The 21951-nt window shown below is 49.0% G+C and carries 28 protein-coding genes and 1 pseudogene; 14 read left to right on the forward strand and 15 right to left on the reverse strand.

Features of this window, described 5'->3' with window-relative positions; translation table 11 throughout:
* Positions 1 to 97: 97 nt before the first annotated feature.
* The 5 genes and pseudogenes from A391_RS13625 to A391_RS0102560 form a co-directional block, all read left to right on the forward strand.
* Positions 98 to 1012, forward strand: a pseudogene (locus A391_RS13625) (cbb3-type cytochrome c oxidase subunit I); the annotation flags it as partial.
* A gap of 9 nt (positions 1013 to 1021) precedes the next feature.
* Positions 1022 to 1648, forward strand: a complete 627-nt coding sequence (ccoO, locus tag A391_RS0102545; protein ID WP_019897073.1) for a cytochrome-c oxidase, cbb3-type subunit II — start codon at positions 1022 to 1024, stop codon at positions 1646 to 1648.
* Between the two features lie 11 nt (positions 1649 to 1659).
* Positions 1660 to 1800, forward strand: a complete 141-nt coding sequence (locus tag A391_RS0102550) for a cbb3-type cytochrome oxidase subunit 3 (protein ID WP_019897075.1) — start codon at positions 1660 to 1662, stop codon at positions 1798 to 1800.
* A gap of 29 nt (positions 1801 to 1829) precedes the next feature.
* Entirely contained in the window at positions 1830 to 2732 is a 903-nt protein-coding gene (gene ccoP / locus A391_RS0102555; RefSeq protein WP_019897077.1) for a cytochrome-c oxidase, cbb3-type subunit III, read from the forward strand.
* A gap of 124 nt (positions 2733 to 2856) precedes the next feature.
* On the forward strand, positions 2857 to 3351 hold the full coding sequence (locus A391_RS0102560; RefSeq protein WP_019897079.1) for a ProQ/FinO family protein: 495 nt from the start codon (positions 2857 to 2859) through the stop codon (positions 3349 to 3351).
* Positions 3352 to 3498: 147 nt separating this feature from the next.
* Here A391_RS0102560 and A391_RS0102565 read toward each other — a convergent pair whose 3' ends face one another.
* Positions 3499 to 4215 carry a hypothetical protein gene (locus tag A391_RS0102565; RefSeq protein WP_019897080.1) on the reverse strand — a complete coding sequence of 239 codons (717 nt, stop codon included), beginning with the start codon at positions 4213 to 4215 and terminating at the stop codon, positions 3499 to 3501.
* Between A391_RS0102565 and A391_RS13630 the strand changes: the two genes are divergently transcribed.
* The 4 genes from A391_RS13630 to A391_RS13635 all read left to right on the forward strand — a co-directional run bounded on the left by A391_RS13630 (position 4214) and on the right by A391_RS13635 (position 6764).
* Positions 4214 to 5203 (forward strand): ThiF family adenylyltransferase, encoded by a 990-nt coding sequence (locus A391_RS13630; RefSeq protein ID WP_019897082.1) that lies wholly within the window; start codon positions 4214 to 4216, stop codon positions 5201 to 5203. The genes A391_RS0102565 and A391_RS13630 overlap by 2 nt on opposite strands.
* Positions 5204 to 5350: 147 nt before the next feature.
* Entirely contained in the window at positions 5351 to 5536 is a 186-nt protein-coding gene (locus A391_RS14750) for a DUF6527 family protein (RefSeq protein WP_423793884.1), read from the forward strand.
* A 137-nt stretch (positions 5537 to 5673) separates the two neighbouring features.
* The gene (locus tag A391_RS0102580; RefSeq protein WP_019897085.1) at positions 5674 to 5877 is read left to right on the forward strand and encodes an antitoxin Xre/MbcA/ParS toxin-binding domain-containing protein; all 204 of its coding nucleotides are present in this window, start codon (positions 5674 to 5676) and stop codon (positions 5875 to 5877) included.
* 566 nt (positions 5878 to 6443) lie between these two features.
* The gene (locus tag A391_RS13635; protein ID WP_157261318.1) at positions 6444 to 6764 is read left to right on the forward strand and encodes a hypothetical protein; all 321 of its coding nucleotides are present in this window, start codon (positions 6444 to 6446) and stop codon (positions 6762 to 6764) included.
* A 66-nt stretch (positions 6765 to 6830) separates the two neighbouring features.
* Here A391_RS13635 and A391_RS0102590 read toward each other — a convergent pair whose 3' ends face one another.
* The 11 genes from A391_RS0102590 to A391_RS0102640 all read right to left on the reverse strand — a co-directional run bounded on the left by A391_RS0102590 (position 6831) and on the right by A391_RS0102640 (position 12527).
* The gene (locus A391_RS0102590) at positions 6831 to 7040 is read right to left on the reverse strand and encodes a hypothetical protein (protein ID WP_157261319.1); all 210 of its coding nucleotides are present in this window, start codon (positions 7038 to 7040) and stop codon (positions 6831 to 6833) included.
* A 60-nt stretch (positions 7041 to 7100) separates the two neighbouring features.
* A complete protein-coding gene (locus A391_RS0102595) occupies positions 7101 to 7475 on the reverse strand; it encodes a DUF779 domain-containing protein (protein ID WP_019897094.1) in 375 nt (124 codons plus the stop codon).
* A gap of 19 nt (positions 7476 to 7494) precedes the next feature.
* Positions 7495 to 8211 carry a cysteine hydrolase family protein gene (locus A391_RS0102600; RefSeq protein ID WP_019897095.1) on the reverse strand — a complete coding sequence of 239 codons (717 nt, stop codon included), beginning with the start codon at positions 8209 to 8211 and terminating at the stop codon, positions 7495 to 7497.
* A 52-nt stretch (positions 8212 to 8263) separates the two neighbouring features.
* The gene (locus A391_RS0102605; protein ID WP_019897096.1) at positions 8264 to 8830 is read right to left on the reverse strand and encodes a TetR/AcrR family transcriptional regulator; all 567 of its coding nucleotides are present in this window, start codon (positions 8828 to 8830) and stop codon (positions 8264 to 8266) included.
* A gap of 433 nt (positions 8831 to 9263) precedes the next feature.
* A complete protein-coding gene (locus A391_RS0102610; RefSeq protein ID WP_019897068.1) occupies positions 9264 to 9821 on the reverse strand; it encodes a recombinase family protein in 558 nt (185 codons plus the stop codon).
* Positions 9815 to 10186 (reverse strand): hypothetical protein, encoded by a 372-nt coding sequence (locus tag A391_RS0102615; RefSeq protein WP_003100853.1) that lies wholly within the window; start codon positions 10184 to 10186, stop codon positions 9815 to 9817. The genes A391_RS0102610 and A391_RS0102615 overlap by 7 nt, the downstream gene beginning before the upstream one ends.
* Positions 10183 to 10683 carry a hypothetical protein gene (locus A391_RS0102620; RefSeq protein WP_003100856.1) on the reverse strand — a complete coding sequence of 167 codons (501 nt, stop codon included), beginning with the start codon at positions 10681 to 10683 and terminating at the stop codon, positions 10183 to 10185. The genes A391_RS0102615 and A391_RS0102620 overlap by 4 nt, the downstream gene beginning before the upstream one ends.
* The gene (locus tag A391_RS14270) at positions 10680 to 11006 is read right to left on the reverse strand and encodes a hypothetical protein (RefSeq protein WP_003100858.1); all 327 of its coding nucleotides are present in this window, start codon (positions 11004 to 11006) and stop codon (positions 10680 to 10682) included. Before A391_RS14270 ends, A391_RS0102620 begins: the two co-directional genes overlap by 4 nt.
* Before the next feature lie 254 nt (positions 11007 to 11260).
* On the reverse strand, positions 11261 to 11617 hold the full coding sequence (locus tag A391_RS0102630) for a cupin domain-containing protein (RefSeq protein WP_003465043.1): 357 nt from the start codon (positions 11615 to 11617) through the stop codon (positions 11261 to 11263).
* A gap of 236 nt (positions 11618 to 11853) precedes the next feature.
* A complete protein-coding gene (locus tag A391_RS0102635) occupies positions 11854 to 12240 on the reverse strand; it encodes a DUF86 domain-containing protein (protein ID WP_003100872.1) in 387 nt (128 codons plus the stop codon).
* Positions 12237 to 12527: a nucleotidyltransferase family protein gene (locus A391_RS0102640; RefSeq protein WP_001247892.1), complete on the reverse strand. Its 291-nt coding sequence runs from the start codon at positions 12525 to 12527 to the stop codon at positions 12237 to 12239. Before A391_RS0102640 ends, A391_RS0102635 begins: the two co-directional genes overlap by 4 nt.
* A 158-nt stretch (positions 12528 to 12685) precedes the next feature.
* On the opposite strand from A391_RS0102640, the gene A391_RS0102645 reads away from it, so the two are divergent.
* The 5 genes from A391_RS0102645 to A391_RS13640 all read left to right on the forward strand — a co-directional run bounded on the left by A391_RS0102645 (position 12686) and on the right by A391_RS13640 (position 19381).
* The gene (locus tag A391_RS0102645) at positions 12686 to 15652 is read left to right on the forward strand and encodes a Tn3-like element ISPa38 family transposase (RefSeq protein WP_003100881.1); all 2967 of its coding nucleotides are present in this window, start codon (positions 12686 to 12688) and stop codon (positions 15650 to 15652) included.
* Positions 15653 to 15998: 346 nt separating this feature from the next.
* Positions 15999 to 16451, forward strand: coding sequence for a hypothetical protein (locus A391_RS0102650; protein WP_019897101.1), 453 nt, complete (start codon positions 15999 to 16001; stop codon positions 16449 to 16451).
* 306 nt (positions 16452 to 16757) lie between these two features.
* Positions 16758 to 17438: a hypothetical protein gene (locus A391_RS0102655; protein ID WP_019897103.1), complete on the forward strand. Its 681-nt coding sequence runs from the start codon at positions 16758 to 16760 to the stop codon at positions 17436 to 17438.
* Positions 17439 to 17529: 91 nt separating this feature from the next.
* On the forward strand, positions 17530 to 17934 hold the full coding sequence (locus tag A391_RS14735) for an AAA family ATPase (RefSeq protein ID WP_336884727.1): 405 nt from the start codon (positions 17530 to 17532) through the stop codon (positions 17932 to 17934).
* 88 nt (positions 17935 to 18022) lie between these two features.
* Positions 18023 to 19381 (forward strand): TOPRIM nucleotidyl transferase/hydrolase domain-containing protein, encoded by a 1359-nt coding sequence (locus tag A391_RS13640; RefSeq protein ID WP_198291924.1) that lies wholly within the window; start codon positions 18023 to 18025, stop codon positions 19379 to 19381.
* 81 nt (positions 19382 to 19462) lie between these two features.
* On the opposite strand, the gene A391_RS0102665 is transcribed toward A391_RS13640, so the two are convergent.
* From A391_RS0102665 to A391_RS0102675, 3 genes are all read right to left on the reverse strand, one after another.
* Positions 19463 to 19753, reverse strand: a complete 291-nt coding sequence (locus A391_RS0102665) for an XRE family transcriptional regulator (protein WP_029143948.1) — start codon at positions 19751 to 19753, stop codon at positions 19463 to 19465.
* Positions 19754 to 19856: 103 nt separating this feature from the next.
* Positions 19857 to 20492, reverse strand: a complete 636-nt coding sequence (locus A391_RS13645) for a DUF6988 family protein (protein ID WP_019897107.1) — start codon at positions 20490 to 20492, stop codon at positions 19857 to 19859.
* 117 nt (positions 20493 to 20609) lie between these two features.
* Positions 20610 to 21950 carry a hypothetical protein gene (locus A391_RS0102675; RefSeq protein WP_019897109.1) on the reverse strand — a complete coding sequence of 447 codons (1341 nt, stop codon included), beginning with the start codon at positions 21948 to 21950 and terminating at the stop codon, positions 20610 to 20612.
* Between the last annotated feature and the right edge of the window lies 1 nt (position 21951).

Here is a 21951-nt window from a genome sequence, read left to right on the forward strand (position 1 = left end):
GGCGCAGCAGCGCCAAGATCGGCGCGGGCAAGTTCAGGCCGCTACGGCCGCTGCAACCGGCTTAGCGTGCTTTATTTTCCGTTTTCTGAGACGACCCCTATTACATATTGTTGAGAGTGCAGCGATCCCGGCTGGCTGGTTCAAGTCTTACTCTGCTTACGCAGGTGTACAAGATGCGATGGTGCAGTGGTGGTATGGTCACAACGCAGTTGGTTTCTTCCTGACAGCGGGTTTCCTGGGCATGATGTACTACTTTGTGCCTAAGCAAGCTGAGCGTCCAGTGTATTCTTACAGCCTGTCTATCGTGCACTTCTGGGCACTGATCTTCACTTACATGTGGGCGGGCCCTCACCATCTGCATTACACCGCATTGCCTGACTGGACTCAGTCTTTAGGTATGGTGTTATCACTGATTCTGTTTGCACCAAGCTGGGGCGGTATGATCAACGGTATCATGACTTTGTCCGGCGCATGGCACAAACTGCGCACAGACCCTATCTTGCGCTTCCTGATTGTTTCCCTGTCTTTCTACGGTATGAGTACCTTTGAAGGTCCGATGATGGCGATCAAGACTGTAAACGCTTTGTCTCACTACACTGACTGGACCGTTGGTCACGTGCACTCTGGTGCCTTGGGCTGGGTTGGTTTTATTTCTATCGGTTCCCTGTACTTCCTGATTCCACGTTTGTTCGGTCAGAAACAAATGTATAGCGTGAAAGCGATTGAAGTGCACTTCTGGATGGCAACGATTGGCGTGGTGTTGTACATCGCTGCGTTGTGGATCTCTGGCGTGATGGAAGGCCTGATGTGGCGTGCGATGAACGCTGACGGTACATTGGCTTATACCTTCGTTGAGAGTGTGAAAGCTAAACCTCCATACTACATTACTCGTGCTTTTGGCGGTTTCTTATACATGAGTGGCCTGGCTTTGATGCTTTGGAACACGATCAAAACTGCCCGCAGTGGCAAACCAGCCACTATCGCTGTACCCAATGCATTAGCACACGCCTAAGGATTAAAAATGGCATCACATGATCAAACCAGCAATAACTTGCACGAGAAGATTGAAACCAATAACTTTCTTCTAATCGTACTCACATTCATCACAATCTCAATGGGGGGATTGGTTGAGATCGTCCCCCTGTTTTTTCAGAAATCCATGACCGAGCCTATCCGTGGGTTGCAGCCTTACACTGCGCTGCAATTGGCTGGTCGTGACATTTACCTGCGTGAAGGTTGCTACAACTGCCACTCACAGATGATTCGCCCGTTCCACGCGGAAACGCTGCGTTATGGACACTACTCAGTGGCTGGTGAGTATGTTTACGATCACCCGTTCCAATGGGGTAGTAAGCGTACAGGTCCTGACCTTCACCGTGTGGGTGGCAAATACAGCGATGACTGGCACCGTGTTCATCTGAACAACCCACGTGATGTGGTTCCAGAATCCATCATGCCAGCATACCCATTCTTAAATGAGACATTGGTTGATCATGAAAGTATTGGTGATCATATGGCCGCACTACGTAAAGTTGGAGTGCCTTACACCGACGAGCAGATCAAGGCGGCTGGCGCAGAAATCAAAGGGAAAACCGAGATGGATGCACTGGTTTCATACCTGCAAGTACTCGGCACTTACCTCAAATAGGAATACACACCATGGACACCATAAATATTCTTCGCATTTTAGTTACCGTAGTGAGTTTTGTTCTATTTGTAGCAATCCTACTTTGGGCTTGGTTCAATCGCGACTCCAGGCAGTTTAAGGATGCACAGCATCTACCATTTGAGCAAGACTAAATACCAGCGGACAGATTAAGGAAAACAGCATGAATGATTTTGTAAATGGATTCTGGCCGATCTGGATTTCGACCATTACTTTAGGGGGGATCGCCGGTTGCGTAGGCTTGCTGATTTTTGCAAGCCGTATCAAAGTACCGCTGGACAGCGACAACACCAATGGCCACGAGTGGGACGGCATTAAAGAAATGAACAATCCGCTGCCAAGATGGTGGGTATGGTTATTTATAATTACTGTGGTGTTCTCACTCGGTTACCTGTATCTATATCCTGGGCTTGGTGACTTTAATGGCAAGTGGTCATGGACCCAAATTGGCGAGTACGAAGCTGAAGTTGCAAGAAACAATGCGAAGGTTGCACCACTATATGCAAAATACGCAGCCATGCCTGTAGAGGACGTTGCCAAGATCTCTGAAGCCCGTGATATCGGCAAACGTATTTTCCTCAACAACTGTGCCGCTTGCCATGGTTCAGATGCCAAAGGTAGCCGTGGTTTCCCTAACCTGACGGATACTGACTGGTTGTATGGCGGTAGCCCAGAGCGTATTAAAGAAACTATTACTGGTGGTCGTATCGGCATGATGCCGCCGATGGCTGCAGCTGTTGGTAGCGAAGAAGACGTGAAAAACGTGGCTAACTACGTATTAAGTCTGTCTGGCAGTATTCATGACTCTGGTCGTGCCAATGCCGGTAAAGACAAGTTTGTCGTGTGTGCAGCTTGCCACGGCCCTGAAGGCAAAGGTAACCAGATGATTGGTGCACCTAACCTGTCAGACAACACTTGGTTGCATGGCCAGGGTGAAGCCGCGATTATCAAGCGTATTCACGAAGGTAAAACCAACCAGATGCCAGCCTGGGAAGAAAAATTCAGTCCGGAGCAAATTCATTTGCTGACTGCTTATGTTTGGGGTCTCTCAAACACTATTAACTAGGTATGACACTGTTCAGACGATTGATTGAACTACTGCTCAAAGGCTATTGGATAGAAACCCTTTTCAAGGAGGATCAATTTTGACACTCGCCTTGAGCAACACTAAATAAATTACATTAAATAGATTGCATCGTCGTAACTATCTGTTAGAAAATTCGCCTCAAGAAAAACAACCTGTTGACATTATTGCCATGGGCCTCGAACAACTCGCCGCACTCAAGAAGCAACTTGCTGAAGAAAAGAAGTCTGAGCAATCAGCAAATAAAGCAAAAACCAAAAACACTAATCCTGTCGATCCTGTGGTCTTAATCATTGGTAAGCTACAGAGGCTTTACCCTAAAGCCTTCCCGAAAAACCCAACCCCAAAAGTACCTTTAAAAATCGGCATTCTTGAAAATCTCCAATTGCAATCCGAAGAGATTGGCATTTCCAAGGAAGATTTACAGTTGGCGATAAAAACTTGGTGCAAAAGCTCTCGTTACTGGCAAGCGTGTAAAGAAGGGGCTACTCGTTTAGATTTAGATGGAAATCCAGCTGGAATAGTCGAAGCAACAGGTGCCGCCCATGCTAAAGAGATGGTAAGAAAACGGACCAAGGCTAAACAATCACAGAGTGAGTAGTTAATGTTTGAGTTTGTCCAAAGGCTTCCTGTAGGTTGATCATAATCTCAGCAAATACATAAGCTTCTGGGCTTTGCGCCGTCAAAATACCGTCGATTGAGTTGACACTAGCGTTCAGAGCAACTCAATCGACCCACTCAACATCACCTAAAATCGAACACCATTTAAACCCAGCATGATGGTCAAAGATATAAGGAAGGCAAAACTTGCAGTAGCAAATAAAACATTGTTTGCTTTTCTTTCCGCGGCCGCATGTGCAAGGAGCACAACTCTCAACCCAGAGCCCAAATGTGCTAGCACAAAGAATACACCAAATGCGTAATGTGGTATTAGGCGTACACTCCATGGGTCATAAAGCATGCCCACGGGATCTCCGGTCGCAAAACTCCAATCCGTTTCAATTCCTGCAAATGTACGAGCAAATATAAATACCGCATTTAAATGTGACAAGATAAAAATGCTAAGAAATACACCTGTAGCCAACTGAAATAATCTATAAAAGTCTGTTTTTTGCGCACTCCACTTCCAAACCAAAATTCCTCCGGTAACTACCTGGAATAACAGAGCAAGAACTAGTAACGGCTCAATAAGTGGAGACCTGTAGACAATCCTTCCCATCTCCATTACTTGTGCATGAGCGCTCTCACCAAACAAACTGAACAAATGATTGAATAAATGGAACGCGACATATGCGCTAACCAACAGCCCAGAGACTCCATGCCCGATACGCAAAAGAGGAGACACACTTACCTTTTGCAAATTGAAAGTGCTTGCCATTTTGGGTTTGCTCGATAAAAATAAAATACCTAACAATATCCAAAGTGGCATCCAAATAGCGACATCTTTCACCTTGCTGCCGAGCATGATTGTATTCACACCAAAAAGACAGTACAACGTGGGCACTGCTACTAACAAGAGACCTATTCTTCTGGCTCGTATATTCAAAGGCGAAACAACTTTGCTAAGCCAAGCAAAATATATCCCCTTCACAAGTGAAATGACCTTTGAATTGTCCAGAATGACTGCTGCGGTGATTGGAGTTTCAGGAACCGGGTCGATTGTAGCTGAGCAAATATGCCGGTTAGGATTTGGCCGAGTTATTCTTATTGAATATGATACGGTTGAACACAAAAACCTTAATCGCATCTTGAATACTATTAAAGCCGATGCCGATAGAGGGCTACCTAAGGTTCAAGTTTTTTCTGATCGCGCCAATCAATACCGAAATGAACCATATGTAGTTCCAGTAGATGCAAATGTTTTATCCCGCAAAGCTGTATTGGCATTAGCTGAAGCAGACATGATATTTTCTTGTGTAGATAAGCTTCGCCCGCGTAGCGTAGCGGATCGTGCAGCCCAGTCATTTTTGTTACCGCTATTCGATGTTGGCGTAGGTATATCTACTCGCAGCCTTGAGAATGGCGAGCTTGCAGTAGACGAAGTGGTTGGCAGAATTGACTATGTTTATCCAGATAGTAGCAGTTTGTTTGATCGAAATGTCTACACCTCAGCTAATTTGCAAGCTGAAGCATTACTTGAGTCTGATCCTGAAGCTCATGCGGATCAAATTCGCAGAGGCTATATTGAGGGCATGCCAGAGCAGGCTCCAGCAGTAATCACACTTAATATGCGTGCCGCAAGTGCATGTGTTATGGAGTTTATTGCTCGCTCATATCCTTTTAGGCAGGAGCCTAACGACAATTATGTAAGAACTAGATTCATGCTTGCAGAAGCTATTGAAGAGCACACGAGGGAGAGTGAGTTTACTAAGCGAGAGTCCCCCTTTATAGCAAGCGGCGATGAAGAGCCATTACTAGGACTTCCCTTTCTTGGTAAAGAGGAGTTTAACTAAATGAGATGGCCACTATGGATTCTAAAATTTAGTGATGCCATTCTTCCTTCTAGGAGTCTACTGGTATATGACAATGAACTCCCAAAAAAGCTGCCAAGAAGAAATTTAGTACTATTGCGTGATGGAGGTGAGAACTGGAGCATTAATATGAAATGTCCCTGTGGTTGTGGGCAAACTATTGAGCTCCCTCTAATCCAGGAAGCAAAACCTAGATGGTCACTAAAAATTGACGATGGAGGCTTGCCTACGCTATCCCCATCAGTTTGGTTGCGCGAGGAATGTAGAGCTCACTTTTTCGTTAAACGGGGCAGAATATTTTGGGTCAAGTCTTGAATCCTATTAAGAGGCTTACATATGATGCTTTCAAATTTATCAAAGCAGCAAGAAGATGCTATCTTAATGTCAGGACTTTCAGGGGACGCAGTGGAGAGCCTGTCCGACTGATAGTAGGGCCAATATAGGAGATTAATATGGAATATGACTCTGTAGGAAATCTAGCTCAGGTTCGTGCTTTGGCTATTGATACTTTTGGTTCCGAGTCAGTGGCAGAGTCTTGGCTGAATCAATATCATGACTTATTGGGTGCGGCTCCTATAGTTGTCGCTGAATCATCTTCTGGACTGGTAGAAATTCAGAAGATATTAAGTGCAATAAGTTATGGAGGGGTGGCGTAAACTCAGACAGAGAGTTATGCGAAGATTCAAACTCAGATTAAATGCAGCCACTAAGGCGTTCAAACTGCGTCAACCTATTGCAAAAACTCAGGGGTGCATTGATACCTGGCTTTTAAGGAGCTTGAGCTGAAACCTGCAAACAAATCACTCAAGCCACTTATGAAAAGCTAGGCCTTTTATTGCGAGAGACTTCGCTCCGAGGCGAGTGAATTAAACTAAAGAAGCTCTTTACCCTTCGGTGGTCCCAAATTAACACGTGGATGCACATTTTCTTGAGTTACACCGCATAGCAAATCATCTAATTCAAAGGCATTTGTATTTTTTGACGTAATACCATCTCTTGACCTGCAAAAGAGAAAATACCGACTTCTAAATCGGAGTGATCTAAAAATTCTCAATAAACATCTTTTGCCTAGTTTGTTTGAATTAATAGACATCCAAATGTCGTCTCTGTAACCATCTTATTGTGAATAACATGATTACATCATAAGACTTGAATTAGAAGGCGTGTAGAAATTGGCGCTTACACAGCAACCCATGTGAGTCGAAACCAACGAATGACAATCATGTTCACGTCCTTTGATGGTCCGCCTCTGATTCTGCGTCTTTATGGCTCGGCAAAAGTAATCAATACGAAAGACTTTGAATGGGATACCTTGTGCAAACTATTACCATCTCAGCCAGGCGCTCGTCAAATTTTTGACCTTGAGATTGATCTCATACAAACCTCTTGCGGAATGGCCATACCTTATATGGCTTACCAGGGCGAGAGACAACAACTTAACGACTGGGTGTCGAAAAAAACACCTAATGAATTAGAGGAATACTGGATTACAAAAAACAGTATTAGCATAGATGGCATCCCAACAATGCCTCCAGAGACTTGATTTCCGACTTAGTTTACAACACAGCAATATCATAGGTATCCCATCATGATATTTAACCTTACTGCCCTACATTAATTGAGAAAATGCCAAGGACACTAAGATAGAAATAATCCAAGAAAATAACCAACCACTTAGCCAAGTACCCAAGGTTACCTTTTCAAAACCAAAATGGGAAAGCAAAAATTGTGCACTAGTAATTGAACTGGCAAAACCCGTTGGAATAGCAATCTTAATTAGCTTCAAATGTCTCACGCTCTTCCCGCCAATCATCTGCATGCCAATGAATACTCATGTTGAAAGGTGGGGAAAATAATCTTTCCCCGCCTCCATCCTGACTTAAGCTAGCTCAGGCAACGCTAATACCAAAGCGCTCCACTCTTCGTCAGTAAATAATCTAGACTTAGTAACAAAGCTGCGTCCATCAGGTGCATTCAATGAGAAAGTATTGTTATTCCCAACCTCCAGCTCAAGGATCAACTGAGTGTGTTTCATATACTCATACTGAGATTTGGACATGAAATATGGAACGCTTCCAACACAGCCAATCTGGATATCGTTGGGGCCAATCGCATATTCGTTTTGGGGGTAACACATTGGAGTACTACCCTCGCAACAACCTGATGACTGAAAGAAAATCAAGTCACCATATTGCTCCTTTAAAAGCTCAACAGCCTTCTTACTTTCCTCAGATGCTACGACACGTTCCACCATGCTCATCTCCCTTAATAAGCTATTTAGTTTTACTAGTTAACTGATTGAGGGTTTCGTCAGTAGTCCAAAGCGCATGTGCGATAAATCTAAAATTAATTAACGCGGCCAAGTATCCGTCTCCTTCTGGCACTCTTGGCGCTGCAGTGGCATCTCTAACGACAGCAACCTCAAAACCTTGCTCTACCAACTCACGCAAGTGTGATTCAATACACAAATTTGCCGCCATACCCGCTAGCAAAACTTGTGTTACACCTTTCTTTCTTAACTGAAGTGCAAGATCATTGCTTTCAGGCCCATAAACCTTATGAGGAGAAGCAATGATTGTTTTTCCATCAAGAATATAAGGCTTATATATTTCCAGGAAATCTGCTCCAGATCCCTCAAAACCTTCCAAACTTAAGGGGCTCTTTCTTTCGAACATACCAATGTCATGCATTACATGCTCCAATGGCCCTCCAAAATCCCACTGATGATCTACCGGATAGTAAAAATGAGGGGACACTGCTACCGTTATTTCAGCTTTTTTTGCTGCCTTGAAAAGTGACTCGATATTTGAAACTGTATTGTTCTCGGTTACGCATTCTCCAACGAAAGGCCAACTTACCCCCTGCGGAGTAAGAAAATCGTTTTGCGGGTCCACGACCACTAATGCAACACGATTAATATCAAGTTCGAATTGGCTTTTTGGCAATACTGGATTTGCCGGATCCACATAGATACTCTTACTTTCTTGCATCTTAATCTCCTTTAAAAGACGACTGGTCAACTATTTAAATGTTTAAAAAAATTTACTTCAAAATTTGTTTCAAAAAAATATTTTTAAAACTTAAGAATGGGGTATTACTTTTTAGCAACTTGGCTTGCATAACCGCACCCTCAAATCCTGATATGCATACATCCGCCAGTTGATTTAGCTCATTTTCAGTTTTATTTGGAAACTCAGCCTGGACCTTGGTTAAAAGTAGCTTTTTCCATTCAATGAAAATTTCTAACAAAGTATCTCTAACAACAGCGTTGTTTCCACCTAACTCTAAAGCTAGATTTCCCAATAAACACCCCTTAACAAACAAATTCTCCTCATGGTAATTTGCCAATGCGTCAAAATGCTCTATAAGGGTTGTGGCCCTACCATTTACCAAATGATCTGACTCTAAAATTCCTGCCCAGTAAGCCTGCAATATCTCAACAGCAAAAGCCTCCTTGCTTTCAAAATAGCTGTAAAAAGACCCTTTAGGGATATTCGCTGCTTGCGCAATATCTTGGACTGAACATGCATTGAATCCATTAGCTTGAACGAATTCTTGCCCTACGGATAAAATCTTTTCTCTAACAACAAAATTGACTGGACGTGGCATAACTAAAAATAGATGACCGGTTGGTTTTTTATATTATTAAGCTACTAAATCTAAATGTCAATTAGTTTTTTTAATTTCCGAGTGGAAATAAGCATAAAGATCTCTTTTACTCTGGAAATAGCTTGAGCCTCTAATTAGTTAGGATTGCTTATGAAATTCCACTTGGAGAGAATAGCAATGTCATTAATCAATGGTATTAGTAACAACATCAGAGTCTTTGAAAAACTAGCGAGCAAGCAAGATTCAGATAAAGCTAATACGCCACCACTTCAAGCCACTGAATCCTCCAAAGTAACGCTTAGTGAGGATGCCAAGGCTCTGGCCAATTTTACAAACAAAGGAATTGCAGTATCGATGAAGGAATTCGATACCCCATTAACTAAAGCAAATGCTGCAGGTAGGGGTCGTCTCAGAAAACGGAAAATAAAGCACGCTAAGCGTGCGTGGAGGCTGGCACCCAGCGGTACAGCGTCGGAATGGACACGCCGAGGTTCTTGGCCACGTCCTTGGGCGGCACCCCGCTGGCCAGCAGCTTCTTGGCCGACTCGATCTTGCTGTCGGTCATCTTCGGCTTGCGGCCGCCTTTGCGGCCGAGCTGCTTGGCGACTTCCAGCCCGGCGCGGGGGCGCTCGACGGTCAGCTCGCGCTCCATTTCGGCAAGGCTCGCCATGACGTGGAAGAAGAACCGCCCGGATGGTGTGCCGGTGTCGATGGAGTCGGTGAGGCTCCTGAACTGGACACCGTGCTTGTGCAGATCGCCGACCAGATCGACCAGTTGCTTGACCGACCGGCCCAGCCGGTCGAGCTTCCAGACGACCAAAGTATCGCCTTCGCGCAGCATTTCGAGCGTCTTGGCCAAGCCAGGCCGGTCTGCCCGCGTGCCACTCACCTTGTCCTCGAAGACCTTTTTACATCCGGCCTTGCTCAAGGCTTCGCGTTGCAGCTCCAGGTTCTGATCCTGCGTCGAGACGCGCGCATAGCCAATCAACATGGCTTGTCTCGCGCCCGGTCGATGCGTTCCTGCATCGCCTGCATCACTTCTTCGTGGGTGTACGATCTGGCGTTGGCGTCGGTGGCTTGCCGCAGGGCTTCCTCAACCTCGCGCGTCATCCGCTCGTAATCCTCCGGCCACAGCGCTTGCTCCATGCGCAGCGACGCCTGACCCAGCAGGTGCAGCAGGCTGAACAGCCGCATGTCGTTGGTGGCGACGATGCGCTCCCGAATCTGCTCCTGAATAGCTTCGCTAGCCCGATGCGCTTGTGGTGTGGCAGTCCCCTCGTAGTCAGCGGGGAATTCCGCTTCCTCGGCAATCCTTGCCCAGGCGCTGGCCAGCGCCTCGATGGTTGACGTGCTCATTTCCGCCGCTCCTGTGCTCTTTGGCGAATCAACCGGCCAAGGGGCCTCGACGCGAAAACCAGCAGCATCACGCCTATCGGATACCAGGTCGAGAAGACCACCAAGGCATCGAAGGCTGGCCGTCCGGTGTTGGTAGGCAGTACGGCGGTCACAGCCATCAACCCGCCGACCGTCCAGATGATGCGCCACACGTAGGGCATCACGCGGGGCACGTAGCCGTCATCGAAAGCGGTCTGGTAGTAGCGGCGCAGGCCGCGCTCGGCAAGCGCCTGGCGCTGCCGCTCCGACAGCGCATCCGTCCGGCCATACCAGCGCCGGAATGGTGGACAGCGCAGCAGCAAAGGGGTGAAGAGGATCATCACCGCCACGATCGCGACACCCCACGCCATGACGGCGCCGGCATCGGGCCGCTTGGCGTTCTCGATCACGGGCGCGAAGACGCCCGGAGCACCGATCATCCAGAACAGCGCAATGTGCTGATGGAAGGAGAGCTTCATTTGCTCATCCACTTGCGCAGCAGGCGCTTTTTCAGGGAGGCGCGTTCTTGCGGGTTGCGTCCCTTGTGATTGGCGATGCGATCCGCCGTGGCGGCCTGGCGCTTGACGGGCCAGTAGGAGCGGCCATCCTTGCCCATCGACCAGACGCTGCTGGCCTGGTTTTCCAGCAGGGGCAGATGGGCGCTCAGGGCTTCGGGCGACGCGCTGGTCAGCGCCGTGCGCTCACGGGTGCGCCAGCGCTGATGCCAGAGCTTCTTGTCCTCGCGCTCGCTGCCGCAGGTCGTGTGCCCGACGATGGGTGTTTTGCGGCGGCTGCGGCTCATAACGTAGTGGTCTCCAAGAACATTCAGGACTGATCCCAGGCGTCGATGGTCAAGACCTGATCGGCAGGACAGGCGGCTACGCGGTCGGGAACTGGATGGTGTTCAGTCTCATGCCGACCCCATTCGATTGATCGCGTCGCTTGCGGCACGCTGCGACGCAAGGAGGTTTGCGACCTGGTTTAGCAGCCGTGTCCGCTGCATGTCTGTTACCCATCTCCCCGACCGCTCATTGGACCAACTCCAGAGATTGGGCTCTATCGCTCAGCCAATACGAAACCGGCATTGGCTGATGCCACAACCGAGACGAACACAAATGGCTCGGTACCTGTATTTCGCGCCCCGTGCACTTGGCCCGGTCTTGCCACGGCTATCTCACCTTCCCTGAGGGCACGAACAATCCCATTGCCCTGAAAGTAATCAGCCATTCCCGACAAAACAGTCCACGTGTCTTGGCCGTGAGGATGAATGTGAGCCGCAATTTCCTGCCCGGGATGGACATGCCAAACCACGATAATTGAGTCTCGGGTTTCAAGCACAACGGAACGAATAGGCTCGCCTTCGGACGGCTGAACATACTCGGCTACAGAAAATATTCTCGATTCAACAGTCATCGGAGATCCCTCTTTCACAGTGCCCCCAGACAGGCTGGAGATGAGTTCTAACTCGAATTTGAACGGGAGGCTGGTCGTGCGGTCGTGCAGTTGCCGATGAGCGTGTCGGCTGCTGCCTCCTTGCCCACCAGCGAACTCACGTCCGTTGCGGCCATCCAGAAGGTCTTGCCCGAGCGCGGCTCATAGGTCGCGGGATCGAACACGCCAGAGGGGCCGAACATCGGCGGCTTGATTGGTCATGGCTCCATGCCTTTGTCGTTACGGTCTTCATCGTCGGCATCCTGACGCACGGCGGGCAATTGCTGGAGCAACGCCGGCAGCCATTCCTGTACCGTCTCCCACACCACATCGAGGTTGATGTCGAAATAGCCGTGAGCCATGCGATTACGCATATTGCGCATGCTGCGCCACGGCACGTCGGCATGCGCCTGGGTGAACTCGACGTAGCCATCCATCACCTTTGTGGCCGCCTCGCCGATGACGATCAGGCTCATGATGACGGCCTGCTGGGTGCGCTTGTCGGCCAAGAAGTCGTCCTTGGCCATCCCTTCCACGAAGCTGCGCGCATCGGTTGCGGCCTGCTGAATGTGGTCGAGGTAATCGGGCAGGCGGTTCTCGCTCATATCGGTTGCGCCTCCGCGAGCACCTTGGCCCGGAACTTCGGCGGCAGGTCGCCGGGAGTCAGCAGATCGACGTCAACGCCGAGCAGCGATTTCAGTTCTTCTTCCAAATCGCCCAAGTCCAACAACGTGGCACCGGGCAGCGCATCGACCAACAGGTCGAGGTCGCTGCCATCCCGGTCGGTGCCATGCAGCACCGAGCCGAAGACGCGCGGGTTCGCGGCGCGAAAGCGGCCTACCGCTTCACGCACTGCGCTTCGCTTCATGTCAAGCACAACAGACGGTCGCATGGGCATCCTTTCTTATCGAAACTCGTTGAGATGATATGCAATCAAGAATAGAATTTCAAGAACTATTTTCGAGAATCGCAATGCCTTGATTCCCGTGCCGCGCCGGTTGCCTTGGCGGGCTTGTCACAAACCTACGTTTTCAAGAAGAAGGAAACCGCATGCCCCGCCGTTCGATCCTCTCCGCCGCCGAGCGCGAAAGCCTGCTGGCGTTGCCGGACACCAAGGATGAGTTGATCCGTCACTACACGTTCAGCGAAAGCGACCTCTCCATCATCCGGCAGCGGCGCGGCCCGGCCAATCGGCTGGGCTTCGCGGTGCAGCTCTGCTACCTGCGCTTTCCCGGCGTCATCCTTGGCGCTGATGAGCCACCGTTCCCGCCATTGCTGAGACTGGTCGCCAACCAGCTCAAGGTCGGCATCGAAAGCTGGGACGAGTACGGGCAGCGTGAGCAGACCCGACGCGAGCACCTGGTCGAGCTGCAAACGGTGTTCGGCTTCCAGCCGTTCACGATTGGCCACTACCGGCAGGCTGTCCAGTTGCTGACCGAGCTGGCCATGCAAACCGACAAGGGCATCGTGCTGGCCAGAGCCTTGATCGAGCACCTGCGGCGGCAGTCGGTCATTGTGCCCGCCCTCAACGCCGTCGAGCGGGCGAGCGCCGAAGCGATTACCCGCGCCAACCGGCGTCTCTACGACGCCTTGGCTGAGCCGCTGACGGACGTGCATCGCCGTCGCCTCGACGATCTGCTCAAGCGCCGCGACAACGGCAAGACGACGTGGCTGGCCTGGCTGCGGCAATCCCCGGTCAAACCGAACTCGCGGCACATGCTGGAACACATCGAACGCCTCAAGGCGTGGCAGGCGCTCGACCTGCCCTCCGGCATCGAGCGGCTGGTTCACCAGAACCGGCTGCTCAAGATCGCCCGCGAGGGCGGCCAGATGACGCCCGCCGACCTGGCGAAGTTCGAGCCGCAGCGGCGTTACGCGACCCTGGTGGCGCTCGCCATCGAGGGCATGGCCACCGTCACCGACGAAATCATCGACCTGCATGACCGCATCCTGGGCAAGCTGTTCAATGCCGCCAAGAACAAGCATCAGCAGCAGTTCCAGGCATCCGGCAAGGCGATCAATGCCAAGGTGCGGCTGTTCGGGCGCATCGGCCAGGCGCTGATCGAGGCCAAGCAAGCGGGCCGCGATCCGTTCGCCGCCATCGAGGCCGTCATGTCCTGGGATGCTTTCGCCGAGAGCGTCACCGAAGCGCAGCGGCTCGCGCAACCCGAGGACTTCGATTTCCTGCACCGCATCGGCGAGAGCTACGCCACGCTGCGCCGCTACGCGCCGGAATTTCTCGACGTGCTCAAGTTGCGGGCCGCGCCCGCCGCCAAGGACGTACTCGACGCCATCGAGGTGCTGCGCAGCATGAACAGCGACAACGCCCGCAAGGTGCCCACCGACGCGCCGACCGAGTTCATCAAGCCGCGCTGGCAGAAGCTGGTGATGACCGACACCGGCATCGACCGGCGCTACTACGAACTGTGCGCGCTGTCGGAGCTGAAGAACGCGCTGCGCTCCGGCGACATCTGGGTGCAAGGCTCGCGCCAGTTCAAGGACTTCGAGGACTACCTGGTGCCGCCCGCGAAATTCGCCAGCCTCAAGCAGGCCAGCGAATTGCCGCTGGCCGTGGCCACCGATTGCGACCAGTACCTGCATGACCGGCTGACGCTGCTGGAAACGCAGCTCGCCACCGTCAACCGCATGGCGCTGGCCAACGAGCTGCCGGACGCCATCATCACGGAGTCGGGCCTGAAGATCACGCCGCTCGATGCGGCGGTGCCCGATACCGCACAGGCCCTGATCGACCAGACGGCGATGATCCTACCGCACGTCAAGATCACCGAATTGCTGCTGGAGGTAGACGAATGGACGGGCTTCACCCGGCACTTCGCCCACCTGAAGTCAGGCGACCTGGCCAAGGACAAAAACCTGTTGCTGACCACGATCCTCGCCGACGCGATCAACCTGGGCCTGACCAAGATGGCGGAATCGTGCCCCGGCACGACCTACGCCAAGCTGGCCTGGCTGCAAGCCTGGCACATCCGCGACGAAACCTACGGGGCGGCACTGGCCGAGCTGGTCAACGCGCAGTTCCGACATCCCTTCGCCGAGCATTGGGGCGACGGCACCACGTCATCGTCGGACGGCCAGAACTTCCGCACCGGCAGCAAGGCCGAGAGCACCGGCCACATCAATCCGAAATACGGCAGCAGCCCAGGGCGGACGTTCTACACCCATATCTCCGACCAGTACGCGCCGTTCCACACCAAGGTCGTGAACGTCGGCGTGCGCGACTCGACCTACGTGCTCGACGGCCTGCTGTATCACGAATCCGACCTGCGGATCGAGGAGCACTACACCGACACGGCAGGGTTCACGGACCACGTCTTCGCGTTGATGCACCTGCTGGGCTTCCGCTTCGCCCCGCGCATTCGTGACCTGGGCGACACCAAGCTCTACATCCCGAAGGGCGATGCCACCTACGAGGCGTTGAAACCGATGATCGGCGGCACGCTCAACATCAAGCACGTCCGCGCCCATTGGGATGAAATCCTGCGGATGGCCACCTCGATCAAGCAGGGCACGGCGACGGCCTCGCTGATGCTCAGGAAGCTTGGCAGCTACCCGCGCCAGAACGGCCTGGCCGTCGCCCTGCGTGAGCTGGGACGCATCGAGCGCACACTGTTCATCCTGGACTGGCTGCAAAGCGTCGAGCTGCGCCGCCGCGTGCATGCCGGGCTGAACAAAGGCGAGGCGCGCAACGCGCTGGCCCGCGCCGTGTTCTTCAACCGCCTGGGGGAAATCCGCGACCGCAGCTTCGAGCAGCAGCGCTACCGGGCCAGCGGCCTCAACCTGGTGACGGCGGCCATCGTGCTATGGAACACGGTCTATCTGGAGCGGGCCGCGAACGCCTTGCGTGGCCACGGTCAAGCCGTCGATGACGGCCTGTTGCAGTACCTGTCGCCGCTCGGCTGGGAGCACATCAACCTGACCGGCGATTACCTCTGGCGCAGCAGCGCCAAGATCGGCGCGGGCAAGTTCAGGCCGCTACGGCCGCTGCAACCGGCTTAGCGTGCTTTATTTTCCGTTTTCTGAGACGACCCCAATTAGGGTATGAAGTGTAATTTTGAGTAACGCGGGTCATATGGGCGGGATGCGCTAGCATCTGAACTTTTTTGACCGTCAGTCGAAATTACAAAGAATAGAAGCGTTATTAAGGGGTAAAATGTGACGAGAACTCTCCTTTTCACTAGATGGCGGATAAGTGCATCCCGTATTGAAGGAGCTGTCATGTCCTTAAAAAGCAGCGGTGTTCTTTAATCATCCCGCGACGAATAATTATGTTGCACGTGCGTCACATTATGACGCACACCTCACCTAAACTCATGACTGTTCAAATAACAGTAAAGGATTAGTTATGAGAATTACCTTATCAATCAACTCGGAACATTCAATAGAACTTACCCATGATCAGGCAACAAGTATTATGTATGAATTGGATGATAAGCCTGTTTTGGCTGACTTCTTTGCCGAAGCGGCTAACCATTCAGCAAGTCAAATGCGCTGTATCGTCGCCAGAAAAAGTTGCCTTCCTATTTCAATGTTAGAAAAACTGGCTCATGATTCCCATTGTGATGTGGTTCGTGAGGTCGCGCAAAACAAAACTGCATTAAAAAAATTTAGTGCAGATTTGTTGATTGATATGATGAGCCGAGATTTTGGTATTGCGTTCGAATTGGCAGACAATTTGCCTCTGATTGAAGATGTTGCCACACGCGATTGTGTCATAAACTTTATGCAAGAAAGTGGTGATCCTGAAATACTGGTTAAAATTGCCAAATATCACCGACGCCTAACAAAGCAATCCTAATGACGAGCATGTGGCTAAAATTGTGGCCTAGCTCGTTAGCTAGGAGCAATGCTCCGCTTACGGTTCGCATCCCTCACTTAACACATTAGCTGTCCGCTATGGGGATTAAGCAGAAATGCGGGACAAAGCCGCCATTCATATATTCAATAAATTTCAATAGATATTAAAATTCAATTACAATTAATTATGTTAAGCTGCGTCTTTATATTCATATCTTAATATAAAGACCGGAAAATAATAAAACTAAGAAAAATTAGGGTGCTCCGGCCATGCAACATAAAATATCAATTATTAGTATAGAGATCTATGGGTCTCTTATTAACTGTTGGCAGCAGAAATAACCGCAAGATGCAATCAACGGCCTCATTGACTCTTGCCAAGGCGCGCCTCTTCCTTGAGCAGGCACGAAGAGCCGATCGCAATGATTACCACACTATCTCAACGAACCTTGAAGGCGCGATTGTTTTCTGCCGCAGCGTCACATTTCACTTGCAAAGCCAGTTTTCGCACGCTCCGGGGTTTGACACCTGGTACATTGAACAACAGAATATCTTGAGGGGACAACGCTTGGGTAAGTTCCTACTGGAGCAAAGGAATTATGTGCTTAAGGTCGGCCCAGCCATCGTCAATCGAATTGTCGGTGTTTCCATTACCGAGGCGTTAATAATGCATGACGAAGTTACTGTTGAAGTTCTTCGTGGCCAGCCTTGGTACTGCCGTTCACCCAAGATACTCTTTGAAGACTTGGTGTACCCGCTGCGCCAACGGATTCGCCTGTGGATGGAGCGACGTCGCAGGCTTAATGCCATTAAGAAGAAGACAGCAGAGTCAGCCGACATGATTACCTCCGACGAGCTTCACTTTGCTGATGCTGATTGGAACAAATTGCCAGCGATACAATTAATCGAACAGCAGTTAGCAGTTCTTGCCGACATAGTTGTTGAGGCAGAAGATCGCTTCTTGTCCAATGAGGCAAATGCCGTCTAACCCATCATCCACCGGATGCTGCGCGATGAAGCTGCGCACCGCCGACGATTTTAAACGTTATTCATAAGGAGAGTTACCGTTGAGTTTCCCATTGCAACTTACAGCAGAGATCAACAGCCACAATGGAAACTTCAATCGCTCGTTCACGTTGAACCGCGGGCTTACAGTTTTACTTGGGCCTAACGGATCGGGAAAAACGCATCTACTTCGGGGACTGAAAAATAGTCTCTATCAGTACACAAATGGTAAGCGCGTGCGATTCCTCTCTGCGGGTCGAATGGGGATGTTGGAACAGTTCAGGTCGGACTTTGATGGCCATCGTGGTGGTACCCCTAACTACGACAGTGCGACTTATGGAAGCAAAAGTGATACAGCTCGTCGCCACCAAATCGAGACTTTGACCGGAGATTTTCAAACGCTAGCGGAGCGTGCCGATATCCTGATAAAGATTCAGGAGAGACTCAGAAAGCTATTTAAGAGAGACCATTCTTATTGAATGGGATGCGGGAAGCCTGAAGATTTCATATTCCCGGCTTGATATTGATGCAAAGCCATATTCTTCAGGCAGAGAGGCTTCAGGTCTCATGCACTTAGTCGGGATACTGGCGGCACTTTACGATGATGAAGTGGGAGCGTTACTTCTTGATGAACCCGAAGTGTCCTTACATCCACAATTGCAAGCATTTCTTCTGAAAGAGATTCTCAGTGTTGCTGGACATCCGGCGGTCGGAGTAAACAAAAAAATCATAATTATTGCGACACACTCCACGGAGATGTTGCAAATTCAAAGCCCAGAAGATCTGTTATCTCTCGTTTTCTGTTACGACCTAATGGTCGACCCTGTACAAATTCCGGCTGATGCAGGTGAACTGAAAAGCAAGAAAGTGCAAAGTTTAATTGCCAGACTTGGTCAAGAGCACAAGCTTTCACTGTTTTCCAAGCGGCCTCTACTTGTTGAAGGGCCATCTGATGTAATCATTTGTAGCGCTCTTGCAGCTAAATTAGATATGCATTTGGAGGCTGCTGGGTCACAACTTCTTCCAGTTATTGGTAAGGGGCAAATGCCGACTGTTACTAAGTTGCTGCGGCTACTCGGAAAGACGCCCGTTGCGCTGGCAGATGCAGATGGAATTTCTGATGGGATAGAATTAACTAACTCCTTTCTCAACGACAATCCTGCTGCTGATGCACGAGCAAGTACCCTAGGTTTTTCATCTGCTAATCAGATGGCGGGGGCAATATTCGGTGACTTCTGTAACTTAGTCGATCGTCGGTGGAATGAAATCGTGGGTAGAGCCGAGTTACATCCGTATTGGGTTAACAGAAGCACCGGCGAGGAAGAGCAGGCAAGGCGTCGCTCTACTTTTTGTGCACTTTTCACCACTGATGATATCGAATTATATAAGGTGGCCACTGATGGTGCTTGGGTAGCAATAAAATCCCGATTCACTGCATTACTCGATTTATTGGAACATTGTGGCCTCTTTATTTTGCGGAGAGGCTCTATCGAGTCTTACTACCTAAGTTCAGATCAATTTACTTCAATTGGAAAGCCAAGCGCTGCTGTAAGTGAAATTGACTGTTTCAGCCAACTTTCTCAAAAGGATGTAGAAAATGCCTATGGAGATGTGGTGCGGTGCATTCGAGATGCGTCCAATGCAGAAGTAATTTGTGAGGCTGACGCATTGAGAGACCTTTTGCTTTCAGTCGTTGCACCCGCGCACGCAAGGTTCAAAAGTGGCGATCCCTCACTTAATTTCAACGTCTTAGCCCGATCAATCTTAGGAGAGCGATCCAAGATTTTTGACCTAACTGTGGAAGACGATAGGCTTGTTATTTCGATTGAAAGTAAGATACTCAATGTCAGTGGCTTCCCGGTGGCGCTAGGAAAAGACGATGACGTGCTGAAGTCGATCAATGTGGCTCTTGCAACTAATTCATAACGAGGCCGTCCACTGGTGACTACTATATTGATTGTGTCCGCTTTGCGGATTTAGCTGCCTAATGTGAATATAATTCTGATGTCACAATAAGTCTGTTAGTTCTACTCTAATTGTTTTATTAAGGGCAACGGTTGCCTTGACCAGCATTGCTAGAGTTAGATGAGTATTAGGCTCATCCAGTAATCTATCAACAGCAGCAAGGCTGGTTTTCATTCTTTTAGCCATATTTGTTTTTGTAATACTCTGTAGCTCCATTTCCTTTTTTATTTGCCAAACAATCGTACGTTTTACTGCAATAACGGTAGCCACTTCTAGCAAATCCTCTTCTGCCAGAAAACTGTCTAAGCTAGTCCCTATATGTTCAGCATTCATTTCCGTCTCCATGCGAGTCTCTAGGTTATTATATGCCTAACATACTGATTGAATTGCCATGACTTGAATGGCGTAGAATGAGTGCTTAATCACGAAATATTTATTAAGTTGGTTTCGGAATGTAAGGAGCTAAGCAATCCTTATATTCATTTTGTAAGTTCCAGTACTTATCAGCCAGTTTTTGGTCACCAGTCATGGCTATTACTGTCATTGCGGCCATGAGCAATAATCCGGTTGATTGCTGCAAGACACTGGTAAGTAAATGGACAGGATAACCATCTTGTTTTCTTTTTAAAGGATGTTTCCCACCGTGAATATATGAACCCAATGCTCGCCATGACTGTGATTTAAACTCTGACAGATTTACGCTGGCTTGCTTGGGGGCATTAGGTTTTACTTCTAAATCTCTTAACATTCTCGCAACATCTGGACCATCAGAGTATCCGTCATTCCCAACGGTCAGTGGGGAATCGTGTTTTGTTATGTATTCGTCATCCGCTGCGTAGAACAGCCAAATACTGCGCACGGTTACTTCAAACTGAGACCTAAGTAGGGTCATGGCTGACGTGAAATTCTTGGAATATATCAGCATTCTTATGCTATCTGCATGTTCGATAGATATGCCTGCCATTGCTACTGACAATCGGCATCTTGGCAGCGGTGGAATTTTTGCTTGAGATAAAAGTGTTGAAATAGCTTGGTCAAACTCTGCTGATCTGATTATTAATTTATCTTCCATGCTTTACTTTAGCAATTTTGACAGGTGTTATCAATTTACGGATGATATTAATGTGAACTAGCCGAATGTTCCATAAATCAGTAACCAAAAGCTTCAACAGTATTTTATGATGTTGATTTATAACCCTATGCTTTCCCGGAACTTGGCTGCATTTTCAAGTAAATCCTGGCTAGTTTGTTTTACATTTTTTGGAATTTTAGCAGTGACAGTTTTGTTCTGAGCGTTATTCACAAGACCATCAATTTCTTTAAGAGCATCTCTTTCACTCGGTGTGAGTGAGGACGTTAGTTCAATGTGAGCAACAGTTTCCTGCCGATTCGTTTTGTGATCATCTGGATGTTGATTATCAGTAACCTTTGGAACTGATAATGGGCACCATAGATCTTTTCTTTTTTTATTGGGTTGATTTAAGGTGGCTTGGTTTGCAATAGCTTCAGAATCATTACGATAATCAGTAAACTCACTGGAAAGGTAAGCTCGCTCAAGAGCATGTATATCAACTTCTTTGCGGCTAATATGTTGATAGCGAAAAGCGATCATAATTAGATCAACCAATGCACGCTTTCGTCCCGCTGTCCAACCATGCAGTTTTTTTGCATCTTTTTCAGGGTCAATTTTTAAAATATCGGGCGCCACGTCTATTAAAGCTTGAAGAGTCTTTATCCAGCATTCACTTGACCATGCATCAGGTAGAAGAAAAATTGGATCGGCAGTTAACCGCTGTCTATCTTCATCGTATCTTAAAAGTAAACGATGCAAGAGACTAAAATTCGCTGAAAATAAGAATGGGATTTGAATATATGAAAGCGAAAGCAGTATTTGTGTGATGCGTGCATTCGCAGTAGTACTGGAGGTTGCAAATTGTGATTCATCAACCATAAAAAATGGAATTCCATCTTGAAAGGCTTTTTTTCTGCATTGGCTGGCTAACGTGGCAGCATTTACTTCGACATTAAATAGTGATTTGGCTACTTGAATAGGCGTACTAAGTGTTTTTAATGTCATTAAGCGAGGCCCCTTTATCTGGAAAGGGGGATGATTAGCATCAACTTTAACGTAGGTTTCTTGCCCGGCAATTCGTATCAAAGCTTTCAGTATCTCAGATTTTCCGATGCCTGACAGGCCTGTAAGACAGATAGGCCTCGTGAACTTATCAGAGTCATTTTTTTTATCTTCGGTATCATAAACTCTTGAAATGAATGCTTGATTGCTAGGGTAGGTCTCCACGGCACTGGCGTATGTGACGCCAACAAGTCGCTGCAGAACCTCGACGCATTGCCGAGTTGGATAGAAAGCTGCTTCCAATGAGTATTTTAGCCGACTGCAAGCTAATTCTATGGTGGTTTCAAGAAGATTTTCCACTGGATCTGGTTTAACTTCAGCCATTGTCTTGATGTAGGCTGGATCTAGAAAAGGAAGATATCTATCAGCCCACGGATTATTCTTGTTATTAGGCATC

Source organism: Methylotenera mobilis 13 (genome assembly GCF_000384255.1).
Classification (GTDB): Bacteria; Pseudomonadota; Gammaproteobacteria; order Burkholderiales; family Methylophilaceae; genus Methylotenera; species Methylotenera mobilis_B.

Bases quoted from the DNA above. Each gene is read 5' to 3' on its own strand.
- ccoO (WP_019897073.1), top strand. From the start codon at position 1,022: ATGGCATCACATGATCAAACCAGCAATAACTTGCACGAGAAGATTGAA.
- A391_RS0102550 (WP_019897075.1), top strand. From the start codon at position 1,660: ATGGACACCATAAATATTCTTCGCATTTTAGTTACCGTAGTGAGTTTT.
- ccoP (WP_019897077.1), top strand. From the start codon at position 1,830: ATGAATGATTTTGTAAATGGATTCTGGCCGATCTGGATTTCGACCATT.
- A391_RS13630 (WP_019897082.1), top strand. From the start codon at position 4,214: ATGATTGTATTCACACCAAAAAGACAGTACAACGTGGGCACTGCTACT.
- A391_RS0102565 (WP_019897080.1), bottom strand. From the start codon at position 4,215: ATGCTCGGCAGCAAGGTGAAAGATGTCGCTATTTGGATGCCACTTTGG.
- A391_RS14750 (WP_423793884.1), top strand. From the start codon at position 5,351: ATGAAATGTCCCTGTGGTTGTGGGCAAACTATTGAGCTCCCTCTAATC.
- A391_RS0102580 (WP_019897085.1), top strand. From the start codon at position 5,674: ATGGAATATGACTCTGTAGGAAATCTAGCTCAGGTTCGTGCTTTGGCT.
- A391_RS13635 (WP_157261318.1), top strand. From the start codon at position 6,444: ATGTTCACGTCCTTTGATGGTCCGCCTCTGATTCTGCGTCTTTATGGC.
- A391_RS0102590 (WP_157261319.1), bottom strand. From the start codon at position 7,040: ATGCAGATGATTGGCGGGAAGAGCGTGAGACATTTGAAGCTAATTAAG.
- A391_RS0102595 (WP_019897094.1), bottom strand. From the start codon at position 7,475: ATGGTGGAACGTGTCGTAGCATCTGAGGAAAGTAAGAAGGCTGTTGAG.
- A391_RS0102600 (WP_019897095.1), bottom strand. From the start codon at position 8,211: ATGCAAGAAAGTAAGAGTATCTATGTGGATCCGGCAAATCCAGTATTG.
- A391_RS0102605 (WP_019897096.1), bottom strand. From the start codon at position 8,830: ATGCCACGTCCAGTCAATTTTGTTGTTAGAGAAAAGATTTTATCCGTA.
- A391_RS0102610 (WP_019897068.1), bottom strand. From the start codon at position 9,821: ATGTTGATTGGCTATGCGCGCGTCTCGACGCAGGATCAGAACCTGGAG.
- A391_RS0102615 (WP_003100853.1), bottom strand. From the start codon at position 10,186: ATGAGCACGTCAACCATCGAGGCGCTGGCCAGCGCCTGGGCAAGGATT.
- A391_RS0102620 (WP_003100856.1), bottom strand. From the start codon at position 10,683: ATGAAGCTCTCCTTCCATCAGCACATTGCGCTGTTCTGGATGATCGGT.
- A391_RS14270 (WP_003100858.1), bottom strand. From the start codon at position 11,006: ATGAGCCGCAGCCGCCGCAAAACACCCATCGTCGGGCACACGACCTGC.
- A391_RS0102630 (WP_003465043.1), bottom strand. From the start codon at position 11,617: ATGACTGTTGAATCGAGAATATTTTCTGTAGCCGAGTATGTTCAGCCG.
- A391_RS0102635 (WP_003100872.1), bottom strand. From the start codon at position 12,240: ATGAGCGAGAACCGCCTGCCCGATTACCTCGACCACATTCAGCAGGCC.
- A391_RS0102640 (WP_001247892.1), bottom strand. From the start codon at position 12,527: ATGCGACCGTCTGTTGTGCTTGACATGAAGCGAAGCGCAGTGCGTGAA.
- A391_RS0102645 (WP_003100881.1), top strand. From the start codon at position 12,686: ATGCCCCGCCGTTCGATCCTCTCCGCCGCCGAGCGCGAAAGCCTGCTG.
- A391_RS0102650 (WP_019897101.1), top strand. From the start codon at position 15,999: ATGAGAATTACCTTATCAATCAACTCGGAACATTCAATAGAACTTACC.
- A391_RS0102655 (WP_019897103.1), top strand. From the start codon at position 16,758: ATGGGTCTCTTATTAACTGTTGGCAGCAGAAATAACCGCAAGATGCAA.
- A391_RS13640 (WP_198291924.1), top strand. From the start codon at position 18,023: ATGCACTTAGTCGGGATACTGGCGGCACTTTACGATGATGAAGTGGGA.
- A391_RS0102665 (WP_029143948.1), bottom strand. From the start codon at position 19,753: ATGAATGCTGAACATATAGGGACTAGCTTAGACAGTTTTCTGGCAGAA.
- A391_RS13645 (WP_019897107.1), bottom strand. From the start codon at position 20,492: ATGGAAGATAAATTAATAATCAGATCAGCAGAGTTTGACCAAGCTATT.
- A391_RS0102675 (WP_019897109.1), bottom strand. From the start codon at position 21,950: ATGCCTAATAACAAGAATAATCCGTGGGCTGATAGATATCTTCCTTTT.